At 72.9% G+C, this 17,020-nt stretch carries 16 protein-coding genes and 1 riboswitch; of the genes, 13 read left to right on the top strand and 3 right to left on the bottom strand.

Going from position 1 to position 17,020, the window contains the following annotated elements; genetic code table 11:
- Positions 1-144 precede the first annotated feature (144 nt).
- A riboswitch (cobalamin riboswitch) is annotated at positions 145-220 on the top strand.
- Positions 221-315: 95 nt separating this feature from the next.
- The 6 genes from BLW86_RS26360 (at position 316) to BLW86_RS26335 (ending at position 6,762) form a co-directional block, all read left to right on the top strand.
- The gene (locus BLW86_RS26360; RefSeq protein ID WP_093876335.1) at positions 316-1,566 is read left to right on the top strand and encodes a prenyltransferase/squalene oxidase repeat-containing protein; all 1,251 of its coding nucleotides are present in this window, start codon (positions 316-318) and stop codon (positions 1,564-1,566) included.
- A 98-nt stretch (positions 1,567-1,664) separates the two neighbouring features.
- Positions 1,665-2,306, top strand: coding sequence for an SCO2322 family protein (locus BLW86_RS26355; RefSeq protein WP_093878877.1), 642 nt, complete (start codon positions 1,665-1,667; stop codon positions 2,304-2,306).
- The gene (locus tag BLW86_RS26350; RefSeq protein ID WP_093876334.1) at positions 2,303-3,445 is read left to right on the top strand and encodes an energy-coupling factor transporter transmembrane component T family protein; all 1,143 of its coding nucleotides are present in this window, start codon (positions 2,303-2,305) and stop codon (positions 3,443-3,445) included. The genes BLW86_RS26355 and BLW86_RS26350 overlap by 4 nt, the downstream gene beginning before the upstream one ends.
- Positions 3,442-5,211, top strand: coding sequence for an ABC transporter ATP-binding protein (locus BLW86_RS26345; RefSeq protein ID WP_093876333.1), 1,770 nt, complete (start codon positions 3,442-3,444; stop codon positions 5,209-5,211). The genes BLW86_RS26350 and BLW86_RS26345 overlap by 4 nt, the downstream gene beginning before the upstream one ends.
- A complete protein-coding gene (locus BLW86_RS26340; protein WP_093876332.1) occupies positions 5,208-6,074 on the top strand; it encodes an ECF transporter S component in 867 nt (288 codons plus the stop codon). The genes BLW86_RS26345 and BLW86_RS26340 overlap by 4 nt, the downstream gene beginning before the upstream one ends.
- 286 nt (positions 6,075-6,360) lie before the next feature.
- Positions 6,361-6,762 (top strand): aggregation-promoting factor C-terminal-like domain-containing protein, encoded by a 402-nt coding sequence (locus tag BLW86_RS26335; protein ID WP_093876331.1) that lies wholly within the window; start codon positions 6,361-6,363, stop codon positions 6,760-6,762.
- Positions 6,763-6,899: 137 nt separating this feature from the next.
- On the opposite strand, the gene BLW86_RS26330 is transcribed toward BLW86_RS26335, so the two are convergent.
- On the bottom strand, positions 6,900-8,069 hold the full coding sequence (locus tag BLW86_RS26330) for a steroid 3-ketoacyl-CoA thiolase (RefSeq protein ID WP_093876330.1): 1,170 nt from the start codon (positions 8,067-8,069) through the stop codon (positions 6,900-6,902).
- A gap of 228 nt (positions 8,070-8,297) precedes the next feature.
- Here BLW86_RS26330 and BLW86_RS26325 point away from each other — a divergent pair, with 228 nt between their 5' ends.
- The 3 genes from BLW86_RS26325 (at position 8,298) to BLW86_RS26315 (ending at position 11,476) form a co-directional block, all read left to right on the top strand.
- Complete coding sequence (locus tag BLW86_RS26325) at positions 8,298-9,584, top strand: cytochrome P450 (protein WP_093876329.1); 1,287 nt, start codon at positions 8,298-8,300, stop codon at positions 9,582-9,584.
- 123 nt (positions 9,585-9,707) lie between these two features.
- Entirely contained in the window at positions 9,708-10,802 is a 1,095-nt protein-coding gene (locus BLW86_RS26320) for a DUF2330 domain-containing protein (RefSeq protein WP_093876328.1), read from the top strand.
- Complete coding sequence (locus tag BLW86_RS26315; protein ID WP_093876327.1) at positions 10,799-11,476, top strand: O-methyltransferase; 678 nt, start codon at positions 10,799-10,801, stop codon at positions 11,474-11,476. The genes BLW86_RS26320 and BLW86_RS26315 overlap by 4 nt, the downstream gene beginning before the upstream one ends.
- A gap of 15 nt (positions 11,477-11,491) precedes the next feature.
- Here BLW86_RS26315 and BLW86_RS26310 read toward each other — a convergent pair whose 3' ends face one another.
- Entirely contained in the window at positions 11,492-11,704 is a 213-nt protein-coding gene (locus BLW86_RS26310) for a hypothetical protein (protein WP_093876326.1), read from the bottom strand.
- On the opposite strand from BLW86_RS26310, the gene BLW86_RS44085 reads away from it, so the two are divergent.
- The 3 genes from BLW86_RS44085 to BLW86_RS26295 all read left to right on the top strand — a co-directional run bounded on the left by BLW86_RS44085 (position 11,628) and on the right by BLW86_RS26295 (position 13,448).
- A complete protein-coding gene (locus tag BLW86_RS44085) occupies positions 11,628-12,188 on the top strand; it encodes a superinfection immunity protein (protein WP_371129593.1) in 561 nt (186 codons plus the stop codon). The genes BLW86_RS26310 and BLW86_RS44085 overlap by 77 nt on opposite strands.
- Before the next feature lie 407 nt (positions 12,189-12,595).
- Positions 12,596-12,919 carry an antibiotic biosynthesis monooxygenase family protein gene (locus tag BLW86_RS26300; RefSeq protein ID WP_093876324.1) on the top strand — a complete coding sequence of 108 codons (324 nt, stop codon included), beginning with the start codon at positions 12,596-12,598 and terminating at the stop codon, positions 12,917-12,919.
- A gap of 43 nt (positions 12,920-12,962) precedes the next feature.
- Positions 12,963-13,448 (top strand): GNAT family N-acetyltransferase, encoded by a 486-nt coding sequence (locus BLW86_RS26295; protein ID WP_093876323.1) that lies wholly within the window; start codon positions 12,963-12,965, stop codon positions 13,446-13,448.
- A gap of 130 nt (positions 13,449-13,578) precedes the next feature.
- On the opposite strand, the gene BLW86_RS26290 is transcribed toward BLW86_RS26295, so the two are convergent.
- Positions 13,579-15,645 (bottom strand): MDR family MFS transporter, encoded by a 2,067-nt coding sequence (locus BLW86_RS26290; RefSeq protein ID WP_093876322.1) that lies wholly within the window; start codon positions 15,643-15,645, stop codon positions 13,579-13,581.
- A gap of 140 nt (positions 15,646-15,785) precedes the next feature.
- Here BLW86_RS26290 and BLW86_RS26285 point away from each other — a divergent pair, with 140 nt between their 5' ends.
- The gene (locus tag BLW86_RS26285; protein WP_093876321.1) at positions 15,786-16,925 is read left to right on the top strand and encodes a peptidoglycan-binding domain-containing protein; all 1,140 of its coding nucleotides are present in this window, start codon (positions 15,786-15,788) and stop codon (positions 16,923-16,925) included.
- The last annotated feature ends 95 nt before the right edge of the window (positions 16,926-17,020 follow it).

Here is a 17,020-nt window from a genome sequence, read left to right as displayed (position 1 = left end):
GGCGGCGCCAGCATGGCACAGTGATCAGTTCCCCGGGAGCAGGTCGGCGGACCCGTTACCGCCCCGGTGTGAGGCGCCCCGCACCCCCGGGGCGGCGGGCGTACGGGCCGGTAGAGTGGGCCCGTCGTCATCATGCCCGTACGGGGGGAAGCCGGTGGGAATCCGGCGCTGACCCCGCAGCCGTGAGCCGCCCCGACCGGGGCGGCGAGTCGGAATGCCCCGCCCGGGACGTGACCGCCGGCACCGTCGAGGAATACGGAGCCGGAGCCTGGTGCCCCCGAGGCGTGCCGGTGCCCGGCCGCAGGAGAGGGCCCCATGAACACCGTCCGCCGCGGCGCCGCCGCGCTCGCCGCCGCCGCAGTCGTGCTCGGTACCGCAGCAGCCGGGGCGGCCTCCGCCGCGCCGTCGCCGTCGCCGTCCACGGGCACGCTCCCGTCCGGCCTGTACGGCACGAAGGACCCGACGTACGACGGTGTCTGGCGTCAGTCGCTCGCCTTCCTCGCCCAGCGCGGCACCGGCTACCAGCCCGCCGACCGGGCCGTGGACTGGCTCCTGGGCCAGCAGTGCGCCGACGGCTCGTTCGCCTCGTACCGCGCGGACGTGTCGCAGCCCTGCGACGCGAAGACGATGCGGGACACCAACGCCACCGCCGTCGCCGTCCAGGCGCTCCGCGCCGTGCGCGGTCAGGCCGCCGCCCCGGAGGCGATCGACAAGGCCGTCAAGGCCGGCTCCGACTGGCTGCGGAGCGTGCAGAACAAGGACGGCGGCTGGGGCTACGGCGTCGGCGGCGCGAGCGACGCCAACTCCACCTCGGTCGTCGTCGGCGCGCTCGCCGCGATCGGCGTGCGGCCCGTTTCGTTCACCTCCGCCGAGGGCCGCACCCCGTACGACGCGCTCCTCACCTTCGCCCTGCCCTGCTCGGACAAGGAGGGCGCCGGGGCGTTCGCGTACCAGCCGGACAAGACCGGCAAGCTCCTCGCCAACGCCGACGCCACCGCGGCGGCCACCCTCGCCGGGCTCGGCAAGAGCGTCGTCGCCACCAAGGCCTCCCCCGAGCAGCCGCCGACCTGCACCGACCTGTCGAAGCCGACCGTCGAGCGGGCCGCGCTGAACGGCGCCTCCTACCTGTCGAAGGCGCTCGCGAAGACCGGCCACCTCACCCTGCCGCCGATGCCGGGCGCCACCGACACCACCGAGCAGCCCGACATCGGCAACACCGCCGACGCCGTCGTCGCGCTCGCCGCCGCCGGCGCCGCCAAGGAGACCGAGCCGGCCCTGGCGTGGCTGGAGAAGAACTCCGCCGCCTGGGCGAAGGAAGGCGGCCCGGCCGCCTACGCGCAGCTGATCCTGGCGGCCCGCGCGACGGACACCGACCCGCGCGAGTTCGGCACGGCGGACCTGGTCGAGCAGCTCAACGCCACCGGTCCGGCGCCCAAGACGCCGGACACCTCCGCCTCCTCCACCAGTGACGAGGCCGGGTCCGGCTTCGACGTCTGGTGGATCATCGGCATCGGCACGCTCGTCGGCGTCGGCGTCGGCTTCCTCGTGAGCGGCCGCAAGAAGTGACCGCCGGAGCGAGGGTCTCCGGAGCGAAGGTCACGGGGGCGCGGATCGCGGGAACGCGGATCGCGAGGACGCGGATCGCGGGAATCAAGATCGCCGGGATGAAGGTCGCGGGCGCCGTGGCCGGGGCGCTGCTCGTCCTGACCGCGGTCGCGGCGGCCCCGGCGCAGGCGGCCGGTTACCGCTACTGGTCGTTCTGGGAGAGCGACGGCGGGAAGCCGTGGACGTACGCCACGCAGGGCCCGGCGACCGCCCGGCCCGCCGACGGCGACGCCCTCGGCTTCCGCTTCGCGATCAGCAACGGCACGGACGACACCTCCCTGCCCTCCGTCGCCCCCGACTTCCCGGGGATCTGCGGGGACGTGGAGAAGAAGGACGGCACCAAGCGGATCGCGGTCGTCGTCGACTTCGGCGGCCCCGCGGACGCGCCGCCCGGGGAGGCCCCGCCGAAGAAGCTGATCAAGGTCGGCTGCGCGGAGGTCCGCGAGGACGCGACGGGCGCGGAGGCGCTGGCCGCGGTGGCGAAGCCGCTGCGGTACGACAGCTCGGCCATGCTGTGCGGGATCGCGGGCTACCCGGCGCACGGCTGCGGCGAGCAGGTCACGGGGAAGACCCCGGCGTCCGCCGCTCCGGCGGCTTCGGAGGGTTCGGGCGGCGGCCCGTCCTTCGGTGTGCTCGTCGGCGGGGCGGCCGTCCTGGCCCTCGGCGGGGCGGCGATCTGGAAGGCCCGCCGGCGCGCATGAGTGCGGCCCGTAGCGTCCTCCGTGGCCTCCGGGTGTCCACGGCCTCCGTGCTCACGGCCCCCGAGGCGAGCCGCGCCAACGCCCTGCACGCGGGCGCGTGGTGGCTGTGGGCGCTCGGCCTGGCCGTCGCCGCCTCCCGGACCACGAACCCGCTGCTGCTCGGGCTGCTCGTCGGGGTCGCCGGGTACGTCGTCGCGGCCCGGCGCACGGACGCGCCCTGGGCCCGTTCGTACGGCGCGTTCGTGAAGCTCGGCCTGTTCGTCGTGGCCCTGCGGGTGGTGTTCTCGCTGCTGCTCGGCTCGCCCGTCCCCGGTACGCACGCGCTGTTCACGCTGCCCGAGGTGCCGCTGCCCGACTGGGCCCAGGGGGTACGGATCGGGGGCCGGGTGACGGCCGAGCAGCTGGTGTTCGCGCTGTACGACGGCGCCAAGCTGGCGACCCTGCTGATCTGCGTGGGCGCCGCGAACGCGCTCGCCAACCCGGCGCGGCTGCTGAAGTCGCTGCCGGGGGCGCTGTACGAGGCCGGGGTCGCCGTCGTCGTGGCGATGACCTTCGCGCCGAACATGGTCGCCGACGTGGCCCGGCTGCGGACCGCCCGTCGGCTGCGGGGCCGGCCCACGGGCGGGGTGCGGGCGGTGCTCCAGATCGGCCTGCCGGTCCTGGAGGGCGCGCTCGAGCGGTCGATCGCGGTCGCCGCGTCGATGGACGCGCGCGGGTACGGGCGGACGGCGCAGGTCCCGCCGGCGGTGCGGCGCACCACGAACGTCCTGACCCTGGGCGGGCTCCTCGGCGTGTGCGCCGGCTCGTACGGGCTGCTCGCGGCGGAGGGCGCGGGGTACGGGCTGCCGCTGCTCGGCGCCGGGCTCCTCGCCGCGACGGCCGGGCTCCGGCTCGGCGGCCGCCGGACCGTCCGTACGCGCTACCGGCCCGATCGCTGGGGCGCGCGGGCCTGGCTGGTCGCGGGCTCCGGGGCGGCGGTCGCCGTCCTGATGATCCGGGCGAACGCCTACGCCCCCGAGGCGCTGCACCCCGGGGTCGTCCCCCTGGAGGCGCCGGAGCTGCCGCTGTGGCCGGCGGTGTCGGTCCTGGTGGGCCTGATCCCGGCGTTCGTGGCGCCGAAACCCAAGGAGATCGCGTGATCCGCTTCGAGAACGTCTCGGTGAGGTACGAGGAGGACGCCGAGCCGACCTTGCGGAACGTGGACCTCACCGTTCCCGAGGGCGAGCTGGTCCTCCTCGTGGGCCCGTCCGGCGTGGGCAAATCGACCCTCCTCGGCGCGGTCTCGGGCCTCGTCCCCCACTTCACGGGCGGCACCCTGACCGGGCGGGTGACGGTCGACGGCCGCGACACCCGCACGCATCCGCCGCGCGAGCTCGCCGACCTGGTGGGCACGGTGGGGCAGGACCCGTCCGCGCACTTCGTCACCGACACGGTCGAGGACGAGCTCGCCTACGGCATGGAGTCCCTGGGGCTCGCGCCCGGCGTCATGCGGCGCCGCGTCGAGGAGACCCTCGACCTCCTGGGCCTCGCCGCACTGCGCGACCGCCCGATCGCCACGCTCTCCGGCGGCCAGCGCCAGCGGGTCGCGATCGGCTCCGTCCTGACCCCGCACCCCAAGGTCCTCGTCCTCGACGAACCGACCTCCGCGCTCGATCCCTCGGCGGCGGAGGACGTCCTCGCGGTCCTCCAGCGCCTCGTCCACGACCTGGGCACGACGGTCCTCCTCGCCGAGCACCGCCTGGAGCGCGTCGTCCAGTACGCGGACCAGGTCCTCCTCCTGCCGGAGGCCGTGATGGGCCCCCCGGCCGAGATGATGGCGATCTCCCCGGTGCACCCGCCGGTGGTGTCCCTGGGCCGCCTGGCGGGCTGGGACCCGCTGCCGCTGACGGTGCGGGACGCGAGGCGACGGGCGGGAGAACTGAAGGCGAGGTTGGAGGGGCGGGACCCTGCGGGGCTTCTCCCCCAGCCCCCCGCGCCTCGAACGCCGGCGGGGCCGGATCTTTCAGCCCGTCCGGCGCTTGAGAACCGGGGTCCGGGGCGGAGTCCCGGTGACGGGAAGTGGGGGTCCCCCCACGCCGCCAGGCGTAGGGGGAGGGGCGGGGGAATCAACCCCTTCAAGCGGCGCCGCACCCACCCCACCGGCCCCGCCCCCACCACCCCCCTGGTCCTCGTCGAAGGCCTCGCCGTCCGCCGCGGCCGCGTCGAAGCCCTCCGCCGGATCGACCTGACCGTCACCCCCGGCGAGACCATCGCGCTCATGGGCCGCAACGGCGCCGGCAAATCCACCCTGCTCTCCACGCTCGTCGGCATGATCGAGCCGACGCGCGGCAGCGTCCGGGTCGCCGGGCGCGCCCCGCACGCCACCGACCCCCGCGACCTGATCCGCCAGGTCGGCCTGGTTCCGCAGGAGCCGCGGGACCTGCTGTACGCGGACACGGTCGCCGGCGAGTGCGCGGCGGCCGACGCGGACGCGGGCGCGACGCCCGGGACCTGCCGGGCGCTGGTGGAGGAGCTGCTGCCGGGGGTGGCGGACGACACGCACCCCCGCGACCTGTCCGAGGGCCAGCGGCTCGCGCTCGCGCTGGCCGTGGTCCTGACCGGCCGCCCGCCGCTGCTCCTGCTCGACGAGCCGACGCGCGGCCTGGACTACGCGGCCAAGGCCCGCCTGGTGGCCCATCTGCGGAAGCTCGCGGCGGAGGGGCACGCGATCGTGCTGGCCACGCACGATGTGGAGCTGGCCGCGGAGCTGGCGCACCGGGTGGTGATCGTCGCGGACGGCGAGGTGGTCGCGGACGGCCCGACGGCCGAGGTCGTGGTGTCCTCGCCGGCGTTCTCGCCGCAGGTGGCGAAGATCCTGGCGCCGCAGCCGTGGCTCACGGTCGAGCAGGTGGAGGCGGCGCTGTGAGGACGACCCGCCCGGTCCGTCTGGGCCCCCGCTCCGTCGCGGCGCTGGTTCTCGTCTCCCTCGTGGGGGTCCTCGCCTTCTGTTGGCCTCTCTTCGCGGACGCCGGTTCCGCCGTGACCTCGCACGCCGGGGACGCGCCGTGGCTGTTCGCGGCGCTGTTGCCGCTGCTGGTCGCGGTGGTGGTGGCGACGATCGCGGACTGCGGGATGGACGCGAAGGCGGTGGCGATGCTGGGCGTGCTGGCCGCCGTCGGCGCGGCACTGCGGCCCCTGGGGGCGGGGACGGCCGGTCTGGAGCCGATGTTCTTCCTGATGGTGCTGAGCGGCCGGGTCCTCGGGCCGGGCTTCGGCTTCGTCCTGGGGGCGGTGACGATGTTCGCGTCGGCGCTGCTCACGGGTGGGGTGGGCCCCTGGATGCCGTTCCAGATGCTGTCGATGGGCTGGTTCACGATGGGCGCGGGGCTGCTGCCGGGCCCGGACGGGCTGCGGGGCCGGGCCGAGCTGCTGATGCTGTCCGCGTACGGGTTCGTGGCGGCGTTCGCGTACGGCACGGTCATGAATCTGCAGGGCTGGGTCCTGCTCCAGGGCCTGAGCAGCGGGATCTCCTTCGAGCCGGGCGCCCCGCTCCACGAGAACCTGGTCCGCTTCCTCGCCTACGTCCTCGCCACCTCCCTCGGCTGGGACCTCGGCCGGGCCGCTCTCACCGTCGTCCTGACCCTCGCGGTCGGTGGCGCGCTCCTGAGGGCGCTGCGGCGGGCCACGCGGCGGGCGAACTTCGAGGCCCAGGTCACATTCGAGGCGCCGGAAGAGCCCTCCCCGGGTGAGGCGCCCCACAGGACCTACGTCACGTACGAGCCGGAATAGTAGACCGGCAGACCCACCCAAACCACCCCACATCAGTCCATGACCTGCGGAAACGCGACGCGCCCACCTGCCTCCGGAGGTCCTCCGGGTCCGATCCTTCCTCGTACAGGGGGTCGTTGCATCGGGGTTCCGGCCCTGCTTCTCTGGTGGACGTCGCCAGGCAGCCGGTGCTCATCGCAGCGCCACGGACGGCCGGTTCCCCCCAGTCCCCGGGCCCCCCGGGCTCTGGTTCCGGCTTGCCGAAAACGCCTGGCGCGGCCCTTGTTCCCGACGTTAGGTCGATACCTTGATCCGCTCGCTCACCACTCGTGTCTCTGCCCGCAACAAGAAGATCGCCGTCTCCGCAGCCGTGCTGCTGGGTGCGTCGGGTGCGGTGCTGGGCACGACGGGCTCGGCCTCGGCCGACAGCCCGCAGGAGCTCGCTCGTCACATCGTCCCCGCCTCGCAGTACGCCTCGTTCAGCAAGATCGTCGAGCACGAGTCGCACTGGAACCACACCGCGACCAACTCGTCCAGTGGCGCCTACGGCCTGGTCCAGGCCCTGCCGGCCTCGAAGATGGCCTCGGCCGGCTCCGACTGGAAGACGAACCCGGCCACCCAGATCAAGTGGGGCCTGAACTACATGAATGAGCGCTACGGCTCCCCGAACGCCGCCTGGGCGTTCTGGCAGGCCAACGGCTGGTACTAAGAACCACCGCGCGCACCTGCCGCACCGCGCATCCGCAAGGCCCCGCCCTCCTCACGGAGGGGCGGGGCCTGCGGCGTTTCCACGGAGAGGGCCCCGGCCATGGGGCCGCCGGCCGCCCCACCCCGGCGGCGCCCCCCTCAGAGCCGCTGGATGATCGTCCCGGTCGCGAGCGCCCCGCCCGCGCACATGGTGATGAGCGCGAACTCCTTGTCGGTGCGTTCCAGCTCGTGCAGGGCGGTGGCGATGAGCCGGGCGCCGGTGGCGCCGACGGGGTGGCCGAGGGCGATGGCGCCGCCGTTGACGTTCACCTTCTCCAGGTCCTGGTCGAACACCTGCGCCCAGCTCAGCACGACCGAGGCGAAGGCCTCGTTGATCTCGACGAGGTCGATGTCCTTCAGGCTCATCCCGGCCTTGCCGAGGACGGCCCGGGTCGCGTCGACGGGCCCGTCGAGGTGGTAGTGCGGGTCGGCGCCGACGAGGGCCTGGGCGACGATCCGGGCGCGCGGGCGGAGCTTGAGGGCGCGGGCCATGCGCTTGGAGGCCCACATGACGGCGGAGGCGCCGTCGGAGATCTGCGAGGAGTTCCCGGCGGTGTGGATCGCGGTGGGCATGACGGGCTTGAGGCGGGCCAGGCCCTCCATGGTGGTGTCGCGCAGGCCCTCGTCGCGGTCGACGAGCCGCCACATGCCCTGCCCGGCGGCCTGTTCGGCTTCCGTGGTGGGGACCTGGACGGCGAAGGTCTCGCGCTTGAAGCGTTCCTCGGCCCAGGCGGTGGCGGCCCGCTCCTGGGAGAGCAGGCCGAGGGAGTCGACGCGCTCGCGGGTGAGTCCGCGGCGGCGGGCGATGCGCTCGGCGGCCTCGAACTGGTTGGGCAGGTCGACGTTCCACTCGTCGGGGAACGGTTTGCCCGGGCCGTGCTTGGAACCGGAGCCGAGCGGGACGCGGGACATGGCCTCGACGCCGCAGGAGATCCCGATGTCGATGACGCCGGCCGCGACCATGTTGGCGACCATGTGGCTGGCCTGCTGCGAGGAGCCGCACTGGCAGTCGACGGTGGTGGCGGCCGTCTCGTAGGGCAGGCCCATGGTGAGCCAGGCGGTGCGCGCCGGGTTCATGGACTGCTCGCCGGCGTGGGTGACCGTACCGCCGACGATCTGTTCGACGCAGTCGGCGTGGATGCCGGTGCGGCCGAGGAGTTCGCGGTAGGTCTCGCCCAGGAGGTAGGCGGGGTGGAGGTTGGCGAGCGCGCCTCCGCGCTTGCCGATGGGGGTGCGTACGGCTTCGACGATGACGGGTTCCGCGGCCATGGGCTCGTCCTCTCCTCGACCGGACGGGGTGTCCCGGCACCCCGGTCGGTCGGCGTCACGGGGAACTAGTACGCGTTCTAGTTCTGATTGCAGTCTTATGACTGCTACCGCCGGTACGCAAGGGTCCGGGACGCAACAGTTCCCGCTCCGCCCCTTGCTACTTGTAGAACTCGTTACTAACTTTCCCGGCAACTTCTGATGGTCCATCAGATATGGAGAGTGTTGCCGATGGCCTGCCCCCATCTCCCCGAAGGACGACTCCCGGAAGGGCACCTCCCCCAGGGGCTTCCCGACGGGTTCGACGCCACCGACCCCGATCTGCTCCGCGACCGCGTCCCCTTCCCGGAGTTCGCCCGGCTGCGGCAGACCGCGCCCGTGTGGTGGTGCCCCCAGCCGGCCGGCGTCACCGGCTTCGCGGACGGCGGGTACTGGGCGGTCACGCGCCACGCGGACGTCAAGTACGTCTCCACCCACCCCGAGCTGTTCTCCTCGAACGAGAACACCGCCGTCATCCGCTTCAACGAGCACATCACCCGGGACCAGATCGAGGTCCAGAAGCTGATCATGCTCAACATGGACCCGCCCGAGCACACCCGGGTCCGCCAGATCGTCCAGCGCGGTTTCACCCCCCGCGCGATCCGGAACCTGGAGACCGCGCTGCGCGACCGCGCGCACGCCATCGTCGACGGGGCGAAGCACGGCGCGGACGCCGACGGCACCTTCGACTTCGTCACCCGGGTCGCCGTCGAACTCCCCCTCCAGGCCATCGCCGAACTCATCGGCGTCCCCCAGGAGGACCGTTCCCGGATCTTCGACTGGTCGAACAAGATGGTCGCGTACGACGACCCCGAGTACGCCATCACCGAGGAGATCGGCGCCGAGGCCGCCATGGAACTCATCGGCTACTCGATGAACATGGCCGCCGCCCGCAAGGAGTGCCCCGCCCAGGACATCGTGTCGCAGCTCGTCGCGGCCGAGGGCCAGGGCAACCTCTCCTCCGACGAGTTCGGCTTCTTCGTGCTGCTGCTCGCCGTCGCCGGGAACGAGACCACCCGCAACGCCATCAGCCACGGCATGCACGCCTTCCTCACCCACCCCGACCAGTGGGAGCTCTTCAAGCGCGAGCGACCCACGACCGCCGCCGAGGAGATCGTGCGCTGGGCGACCCCCGTCGTCTCCTTCCAGCGGACCGCGACCCAGGACACCGAACTCGGCGGACAGAAGATCCGCGAGGGCGACCGGGTCGGCCTCTTCTACTCCTCCGCCAACAACGACCCCGAGGTCTTCACCGACCCCGAACGCTTCGACATCACCCGCGACCCCAACCCCCACCTCGGCTTCGGCGGCGGAGGACCCCACTTCTGCCTCGGCAAGTCCCTCGCGATCAAGGAGATCGAGCTGATCTTCCACGCGATCGCCGACGCCCTGCCCGACCTCACCCTCGTCGGCGAACCGCGCCGACTGCGGGCCGCCTGGCTGAACGGCGTGAAGGAACTCCGCGTCCGCGCCGCATGACCCTGCGGGACGACCCCTGCGGCAACCCCTGCGGGAGGCCCCCCGTGGCAACCCCTACGGGAGGCCCCCCGTGGCAACCCCTGCGGGCGGAACCGGATCTTCCCCGGATGCGTCTGAGCTCCCATGCGGGGGACACACAGCAGAATCCTGACCACCGTCGTCGCGCTGCTCGCGCTCCAGCTCGGCTCGCTCGTCGCACCGGCGTACGCCTGCGGCTGCGGCGCCATGATCCCGGACAAGGCCGAGCGCATCGGCGTCGACCGGGAGGAGTCGGCCGTCCGCTGGGACGGGCGCACCGAGACCGTCGTCATGCGCTTCGACGTCCACGGGAACGCCCGGCGGGCGGCCTGGATCATGCCGGTGCCGGGCCGCGCCGACGTCCGCCTCGGCGACCCCGCGCTCTTCGACGAACTCGACCGGCTCACCGAGCCCGAGCAGCGCGACCGCTACTACTTCTGGCCGCGCGAGGGCGACTGGCCCTTCGACGGCGACTACGGCGACGGAGCCGCCGCCGCCCCGCCCGGCGCGGGCTCCGGCGTCGGTGTCGTCGGGCGCGAACGCCTCGGCCCCTTCGACGTGGCCCGGCTCACCGCCACCGACCCCGAGGCCCTCGGCGACTGGCTGCGCGCCAACGGCTTCGAGCTGCCCGAGCGGCTCACCGACGCGCTCCGGCCGTACGTCGAGCGGAAGTGGGAGTACGTCGCCGTCCGCCTGGCCCCGCAGGAGAAGGGCGCGACCCTCTACGGCGAACTGACCCCGCTGCGGATCGCCTTCGCCTCCCCCGAACTCGTCTACCCCATGCGGCTCTCCCGTCTCGCCCGTACGCCCCAGACCCTCGGGCTCTACGTCCTCGCCGAGCACCGGATGGAGCCCCGCTCCCCCATCGGCGGCGACCGCCCCGAGGTGACGTTCGCGGGCCGGATCGAGCGCCCCGAGGGAGCGGTGGCGGCCCTGACGGGGGACGCGCCCGTCCGTCTGACGGTCCTGGAACAGCGCTTCCCGCACCCCGAGCGGATCGACGACGACCACCACCTGCGGACCGTCGCCGACACGCCGTACCGGGAAGTCGAGTACACCGACCGGCTGCTGACCGTGGGCGGCGGCATCCCCGTCTGGCTCCTGACGGTGGGCGGCGGCCTGCTGCTCGCGGCGCTGCTCGCCGTACGGGGGAAAAGGCGCCGCTCCGGCAAGACCGCAGGTGTACGTTCGCCCGCATGACGAACCCTCAGGAAAACCGGTGGACCGCGGTCGACCGGTACATCACCGAGACGATCGCCCCTGCCGACGAGGCGCTCACGGCCGCGCTCGCCGACTCCACGGCGGCGGGCCTCCCGGAGATCGCCGTCGCCCCCAACCAGGGCAAGCTGCTCCATCTGCTCGCCGCGATGCAGGGCGCGCGGAACGTCCTGGAGATCGGCACCCTCGGCGGCTACAGCACGATCTGGCTGGCCCGCGCACTGCCCGCCGACGGCCGGCTGATCACCCTGGAGTACGACCCGGCCCACGCGGACGTCGCCCGCGCCAACATCGCCCGCGCCGGCCTCGACAAGATCGTCGAGGTCCGGACGGGCGCGGCCCTGGACACCCTGCCGCAGCTCGAAGCGGAGGGAGCGGGCCCCTTCGACCTCGTCTTCATCGACGCCGACAAGGTCAACAACCCGCACTACGTGGCCTGGGCGCTGAAGCTCTCACGCCCGGGCACGGTGATCATCGTCGACAACGTGGTGCGGAACGGCAGGGTCGCCACCCCGGACCCGGACGACCCGGCCATCACGGGCACGCGCGAGATGTTCGACCTGATCGCCGGCGAACCCCGCCTCGACGCGACGGCCCTCCAGACGGTCGGCACGAAGGGCTACGACGGCCTGCTCCTGGCCCGCGTCCTCGGATAGCCCCGGCGGCTCCTCCTACTCAGGGGCACTGGACCGCCAGCCGATGAAGAACGGCAGCTCCCCCGCCCCGTCGAGCACCACGACCCCGAACGGCCGGTCGAACGCGACCCGCTCCACCACCTCGTGGCGGGGTGGGACCGCGCCGCGGGTCATGGTCACCTGGGTCACGGCCGCCGCCTCGACGCCCTCGACCCCTTGCGCGAACGGGATGACCAAAAGAGTCCACACGTTGTCGTCGGTGTCCTCGCCACCGAGGGCTTGCAGCCGTCTGCGGGTCGCACACTCGGGCGGGCTCCGTAGGCCCTGTGATGGGCTTCGCCGCGTCCCCGGTGGGTCGGAGCCTCGGGGCAGTCGGTACAGCGCATGTCCGCCCCCTGGTGCTTGGTGTCGAGCTGTTGCCCACCCTCGGATCGGAACTGGGCGGTGCCCTTCCCGTCGGGCTACACGGTCTGGACAGGCCGCAGCGAGCGAGATAGAGAGGGTGTCAACCAACTTTCAGTCCGGGGGACTTATGAGTTACAGCGTGCTTGTGCCGATGGTGCTTGTTGTCGCGCTGCTGTACTTCGTACCGACAGTCGTCGCGATCGTGCGAAGCGTCCCGAACCGAGGGTCGGTCATAGTGGTCAACGTCTTTCTCGGATGGACAGTGCTCGGCTGGATCATTGCGTTGGCCATGGCAGCCCGGAGCGGACCACCGCGTTCCTACACGTAACTCGTGCCCGCCCCGACTCGAACCGGGATGACACGCCTTTTGATGGCGCTGCCTCGCCGTTTGGGCCAGGCGGGCTCTGTGTGGCAGGCGAACCAGGTCACCCCCGCCGCGGACACCCCGACCGTGCCGGCCATTCGAGATCTTCCGGGTCCTCGGCGTCCTTGCTCGCCGGGACCCGCCCCTGCCACTCGATCGCGTACCCCGCAAGGCGCGGGTCCCGCAGGATTCGGAGCACGGTGGACGACTTCGACGTTCGACGCGATCAGCGAGGCACACCGTTCGCGCTGCGCCACGGGCGATGCCTGCGAGTCGTCCTCACGCCGCTTTGACCGGCGGATGTACGAGACTGCACGTACGTGATCAAGGCTCGGCGCAGCGCCCGGCCTGTGCTTCCTGAGAGGTGTCATGTGCCTAGTGTGGTAAAGATCAACGTCCTGACCGTGCCGGCCGAGCAGCGTGAGGTGCTGGAGCAGCGTTTCGCCTCTCGGGCCGGGGCCGTGGAGGGGTCCGACGGGTTCGAGTGGTTCGAGCTGCTGCGCCCGGTGGAGGGCACCGACCAGTACCTGGTGTACACCCGGTGGCGCAGCGAGGAGGACTTCCAGAACTGGATGAACGGTTCCATGAAGGCCGCCCACCAGGGCGGTGGCGAGGGCGGCGAGCGGCCCAAGCCCGCCGCCTCCGGATCGACCCTGTGGTCGTTCGAGGTCGTCCAGCAGGCGTCGCCGAAGTAAGCCGAAGTAATTCGGCGGCGAGGCCGGTCGTGCGGGTCGCACAATGGCCCGCATGACCTGGACTTTCTCTCCCGAGCGCGTCGACACCCCGGACGCGACCGCCCTCCGGCGCGACTACTACGACGACGTGGCCAGCCGTTACTGGAAGCGGCCCGCGACCGAGGCCGAGGTGGACGAGGGCCTGACGAACGACGGGGTCGAGCTGCTGACCCCGCCGACCGGGCAGTTCCTGGTCGCGCGGTTCGAGGGGAAGCCGGCCGGCTGCGGCGGGGTCCTGATGCTGGACGGCGAACGCGCCGAGCTGACCCGGGTCTTCCTGCGGCACGCCTTCCGCGGCGCGGGCGGCGCGGGCGCCCTGCTGCGGAGGCTGGAGGAGGAGGCGCGCGGTCTCGGCGCGCGCCGGATGGTCCTCAACACGCGCCTCGACCTGGTCGAGGCGCGGGCCCTGTACACGCGGCACGGGTACGCGGAGATCCCCGCGTACTGCACCGGACCGTACATGGACATCTGGTACGGCAAGGAGCTCTGAGCCCCATGCTCCGGGCCCGGGGCCCGGTGGTGCGGCAAGGGGCTCCGAGGCCGGAGCCCGGGCTCGGGGCCGCCCCGCGCTCCGGGGGTCCAGGGCCGGTCGTACGGCAAGGAGCCCCGTGTTCCGGGGTTCAGGGCTGGTGGTCTCGGGGCGGCTGGGGCCTGTCGGGTCGCTCCCCGTCCGAGCCGCACAGCTCGGCCGTCAGCTCCTCCACCAGCTGCACGAGGTCGGTCGGCCGGTCGGGCCCCCACCAGTCGCCGAGGAGCTCGGCGAGCGACTCCTCCCGGGCCTCGGCCAGTACCGTCGCCGCCCGTACGCCGTCCTCGGTGAGGATCAGCTGGACGCCTTCCCGGGCCGCGAGCCGCCGCTCCTCCACCTGCCGGGACGCTTCCGTGATCACCCGCAGCGGTACGGGGGTGGCCTCGGCGAGCCGGGCGGGTTCGACGGTCCCGTGGCGGCGGATGCGCAGCAGCAGCCAGCTCGCGGCGGGCAGCAGGTCGAGTCCGGCGCGCTCGGTGATCTTCACGTAGATCGCCTTGCGGCCCTCCCTGGAGCCGAGGACGGACAGGGCGCGGGCGCACTCGTCGTACGAGGAGCGCTCGACCGGGTTGGAGGCCAGGGTCTGGCTGGTGTCGGGCGCGGTGACGGAGGCGCGCAGCTTGTCCTCCTTCAGGAACCAGGCGGTGACGAAGGCGACGAGGACGACGGGTGCCGCGTACAGGAAGACGTCCGTGATGGACGTGGCGTACGCGTGCAGGACGGCCGGCCGCAGCGCGGGCGGGAGCTGGTTGATGGCGCGCGGATCGGCGGCGACCTGGCCGGGGCCGGTGCCGGGCGGGAGTTCCGCCCCCGCGCTCGCGAACACGTCGGCGAGTTCGTCGGTGAGCCGGTTGGTGAAGATCGTGCCGAAGACGGCGACGCCGAACGAGGCGCCGATGGAGCGGAAGAAGGTGGCTCCGGAGGTGGCGACGCCGAGGTCCTCGTACGAGACGGCGTTCTGCACGACCAGGACGAGGACCTGCATGACGAGGCCGAGTCCGGCGCCGAAGACGAAGAAGCAGACGCTCATCGACCAGGTCGAGCTGGTCTCCGTCAGCCGGTGGAGGAGGAGCAGGCCGAGGCAGGTGAGGGCGGTGCCGGCGAGGGGGAAGACCTTCCAGCGGCCGGTGCGCGAGACGATCTGCCCGGAGGCGGTCGAGGTGATCAGCATGCCGAGGACCATGGGCAGCATGTGGACGCCGGACATGGTCGGGGTGACGCCCTGGACCACCTGGAGGAAGGTCGGCAGATAGGTCATCGCGCCGAACATGGCGAAGCCGACGACGAAGCTGATGACCGCGACGAGGCTGAAGGTCCGGATCCGGAACAGCTTGAGCGGCAGCACGGGTTCGGCGGCCCGCCGCTCGACGTACAGGAACCAGACGAGGAGTACGGCTCCGAGGACGGCGAGGCCGATGATCTGCGCCGATCCCCACGCCCAGGTGGTGCCGCCGAGGGAGGCCACCAGGACCAGGCAGGTGGCGACCGAGGCGATGAGGAAGGTGCCGAGGTAGTCGATCGTGTGCGGGGTGGAGCGCACCGGGATGTGCAGCACGGCGGCGATCACGAAGAGCGCGACGACGCCGATGGGAAGGTTGATGTAGAACACCCAGCGCCAGGAGAGGTGCTCGGTGAAGAGCCCGCCGAGCAGCGGGCCGAGGACGCTGGTGGCGCCGAAGACGGCGCCGAAGAGGCCTTGGTACTTGCCGCGCTCCCGTGGCGAGACGAGGTCGCCGACGATCGCCATCGACAGGACCATGAGGCCGCCGCCGCCGAGGCCCTGGATCGCGCGGAAGGCGATGAGCTGCGGCATGTTCTGGGCGATGCCGCAGAGGGCGGAGCCGATGAGGAAGACGACGATGGCGGCCTGGAAGAGCTTCTTGCGGCCGTACTGGTCGCCGAGCTTGCCCCAGAGGGGTGTCCCTGCCGTGGACGCCAGTATGTAGGCGGTGACCACCCAGGAGAGGTGCTCCAGGCCGCCGAGCTCGCTGACGATGGTCGGCAGGGCGGTGGAGACGATGGTCTGGTCGAGGGCGGCGAGCAGCATCCCGAGCAGCAGCGCGCCGATCGCGACGAGGACGGTGCGGTGGCTCTGCCCCTCCCCGGGCGCGGGGGCGGGGGCGTCGCCGAGCTGGGACGGGCTTGTGTCCTGGGCCATGGGGTCTCCGTCTCCGTGGGCGGCTCCTCCATCCTGGTCCGAATGTCCCGTTATGGCCTGCGGAAGGGCGCGGTCGTTCGCCCGGCGTACAGGGGCGGGCTGCATAATCGCTCGCAGTTGTATCGGGGAGGGGACCCATCATGACCGGACACGTCTGTCCTGAATGCGGTGTACACAGACCTGGCTGCGCCTGCGCCCGGGCGGCGGAGGCGGCGGCCGAGGACTTCGACCCGCTCCGGATCAGGCCGTACGTGACCCTGGACTCGCCGGAGGGGTCGGAGGGGCAGCCGACCGCGCATCTGCCGGTGTACGCGGCGGAGCCGGTGCAGTCGACGGAACCGGCCCACTCGACGGAGGACCCGCCGACCACCCAGCTGGCGGCGATCCGGCCGGGGAGCGACCTCACGGCACCGATGCCGGTGGCGCACCCTGCCGGCCCGGAGACATACCCCGCGAGCCCGGGGGCGCACCCTGCCGGTTCGGAGACATACCCCGCGAGCCCGGGGGCGCGCCCCGCCGGCCCGGAGACATACCCCGCCGACCCGGGGGCGCACCCTGAGGACGGCCACCCCGGCGCCACGGGCGACCCCTCCGAGACGATGCCGCTGCTACTGCGCGGCATCGGCGACGTGCCGCCCGCGCACGACCAGGAGCATGCGCGGGGCCGGGGCCGCAGGCGCGGCGTGGTGGTCGCGGCGGTGGCCGCCGTCGCCGTGGTGGGCACGGCGGCCCTGGCGGCGGCCGTCCTCGGCGGCGCGGACGAGACCGGCGACCGGGCGGCCGTACCGGAGGTCACCACGAGCGCGTCCCTGAACGTCGCCGTGTCGGAGGCGCCGTCCCCTTCCTCTTCCTCGGAGACCCCTGAGCCGACCACGTCCTCCCCGACCCCGCAGCGGACGTCCGCGTCCCCGTCCTCCACTCCCTCCCCGAGCCGCACCACCGCGAGCCCGAGGCCGTCGACGAGCCCGACGACCCCTCCGGCCGCCGTCCCCTCCGCGGCTCCGACGACCGCGGCGCCGACGTCGGCCACGCCGTCCGCGCGGCCGACCGAGGAGACGGCGGTCACGCTGAGCCTCGGCTCGACGGGCGAGGAGGTGGTCGAACTCCAGGCGCGCCTGACCCTGGCGGGGGCGTACCACGGGGACGTGGACGGGGAGTACGACCAGGAGGTCTGGCGCGCGGTGAAGAGCTACCAGTCCTGGATGTACATCCAGGGCGACCCGAAGGGCGTGTACGGCCCCCACACCCGCGAGGCCCTGGAGCGGAGCACCTGGCTCTAGGACGGGCGCTACGGGCGGACGGCGCGACGGGCGGACGGCGCTGCGGAGGGAGGGCGCGACGGGCGGACGGCGCGACGGCCGGACGGCGGGTCACG

The sequence above is a fragment of the Streptomyces sp. TLI_105 genome, assembly GCF_900105415.1.
Taxonomy (GTDB): domain Bacteria; phylum Actinomycetota; class Actinomycetes; order Streptomycetales; family Streptomycetaceae; genus Streptomyces.
The sequence above is the reverse complement of the archived record's forward strand: the minus strand, read 5'-3'. Positions and strand labels throughout refer to the sequence as shown.

Coding starts and splice junctions, on each gene's coding strand:
- BLW86_RS26295 (WP_093876323.1), top strand. CDS start 12,963: ATGGCCCGCATGACCTGGACTTTCTCTCCCGAGCGCGTCGACACCCCG.
- BLW86_RS26290 (WP_093876322.1), bottom strand. CDS start 15,645: ATGGCCCAGGACACAAGCCCGTCCCAGCTCGGCGACGCCCCCGCCCCC.
- BLW86_RS26360 (WP_093876335.1), top strand. CDS start 316: ATGAACACCGTCCGCCGCGGCGCCGCCGCGCTCGCCGCCGCCGCAGTC.
- BLW86_RS26330 (WP_093876330.1), bottom strand. CDS start 8,069: ATGGCCGCGGAACCCGTCATCGTCGAAGCCGTACGCACCCCCATCGGC.
- BLW86_RS26355 (WP_093878877.1), top strand. CDS start 1,665: ATGAAGGTCGCGGGCGCCGTGGCCGGGGCGCTGCTCGTCCTGACCGCG.
- BLW86_RS26325 (WP_093876329.1), top strand. CDS start 8,298: ATGGCCTGCCCCCATCTCCCCGAAGGACGACTCCCGGAAGGGCACCTC.
- BLW86_RS26285 (WP_093876321.1), top strand. CDS start 15,786: ATGACCGGACACGTCTGTCCTGAATGCGGTGTACACAGACCTGGCTGC.
- BLW86_RS44085 (WP_371129593.1), top strand. CDS start 11,628: ATGGTCACCTGGGTCACGGCCGCCGCCTCGACGCCCTCGACCCCTTGC.
- BLW86_RS26320 (WP_093876328.1), top strand. CDS start 9,708: ATGCGGGGGACACACAGCAGAATCCTGACCACCGTCGTCGCGCTGCTC.
- BLW86_RS26315 (WP_093876327.1), top strand. CDS start 10,799: ATGACGAACCCTCAGGAAAACCGGTGGACCGCGGTCGACCGGTACATC.
- BLW86_RS26350 (WP_093876334.1), top strand. CDS start 2,303: ATGAGTGCGGCCCGTAGCGTCCTCCGTGGCCTCCGGGTGTCCACGGCC.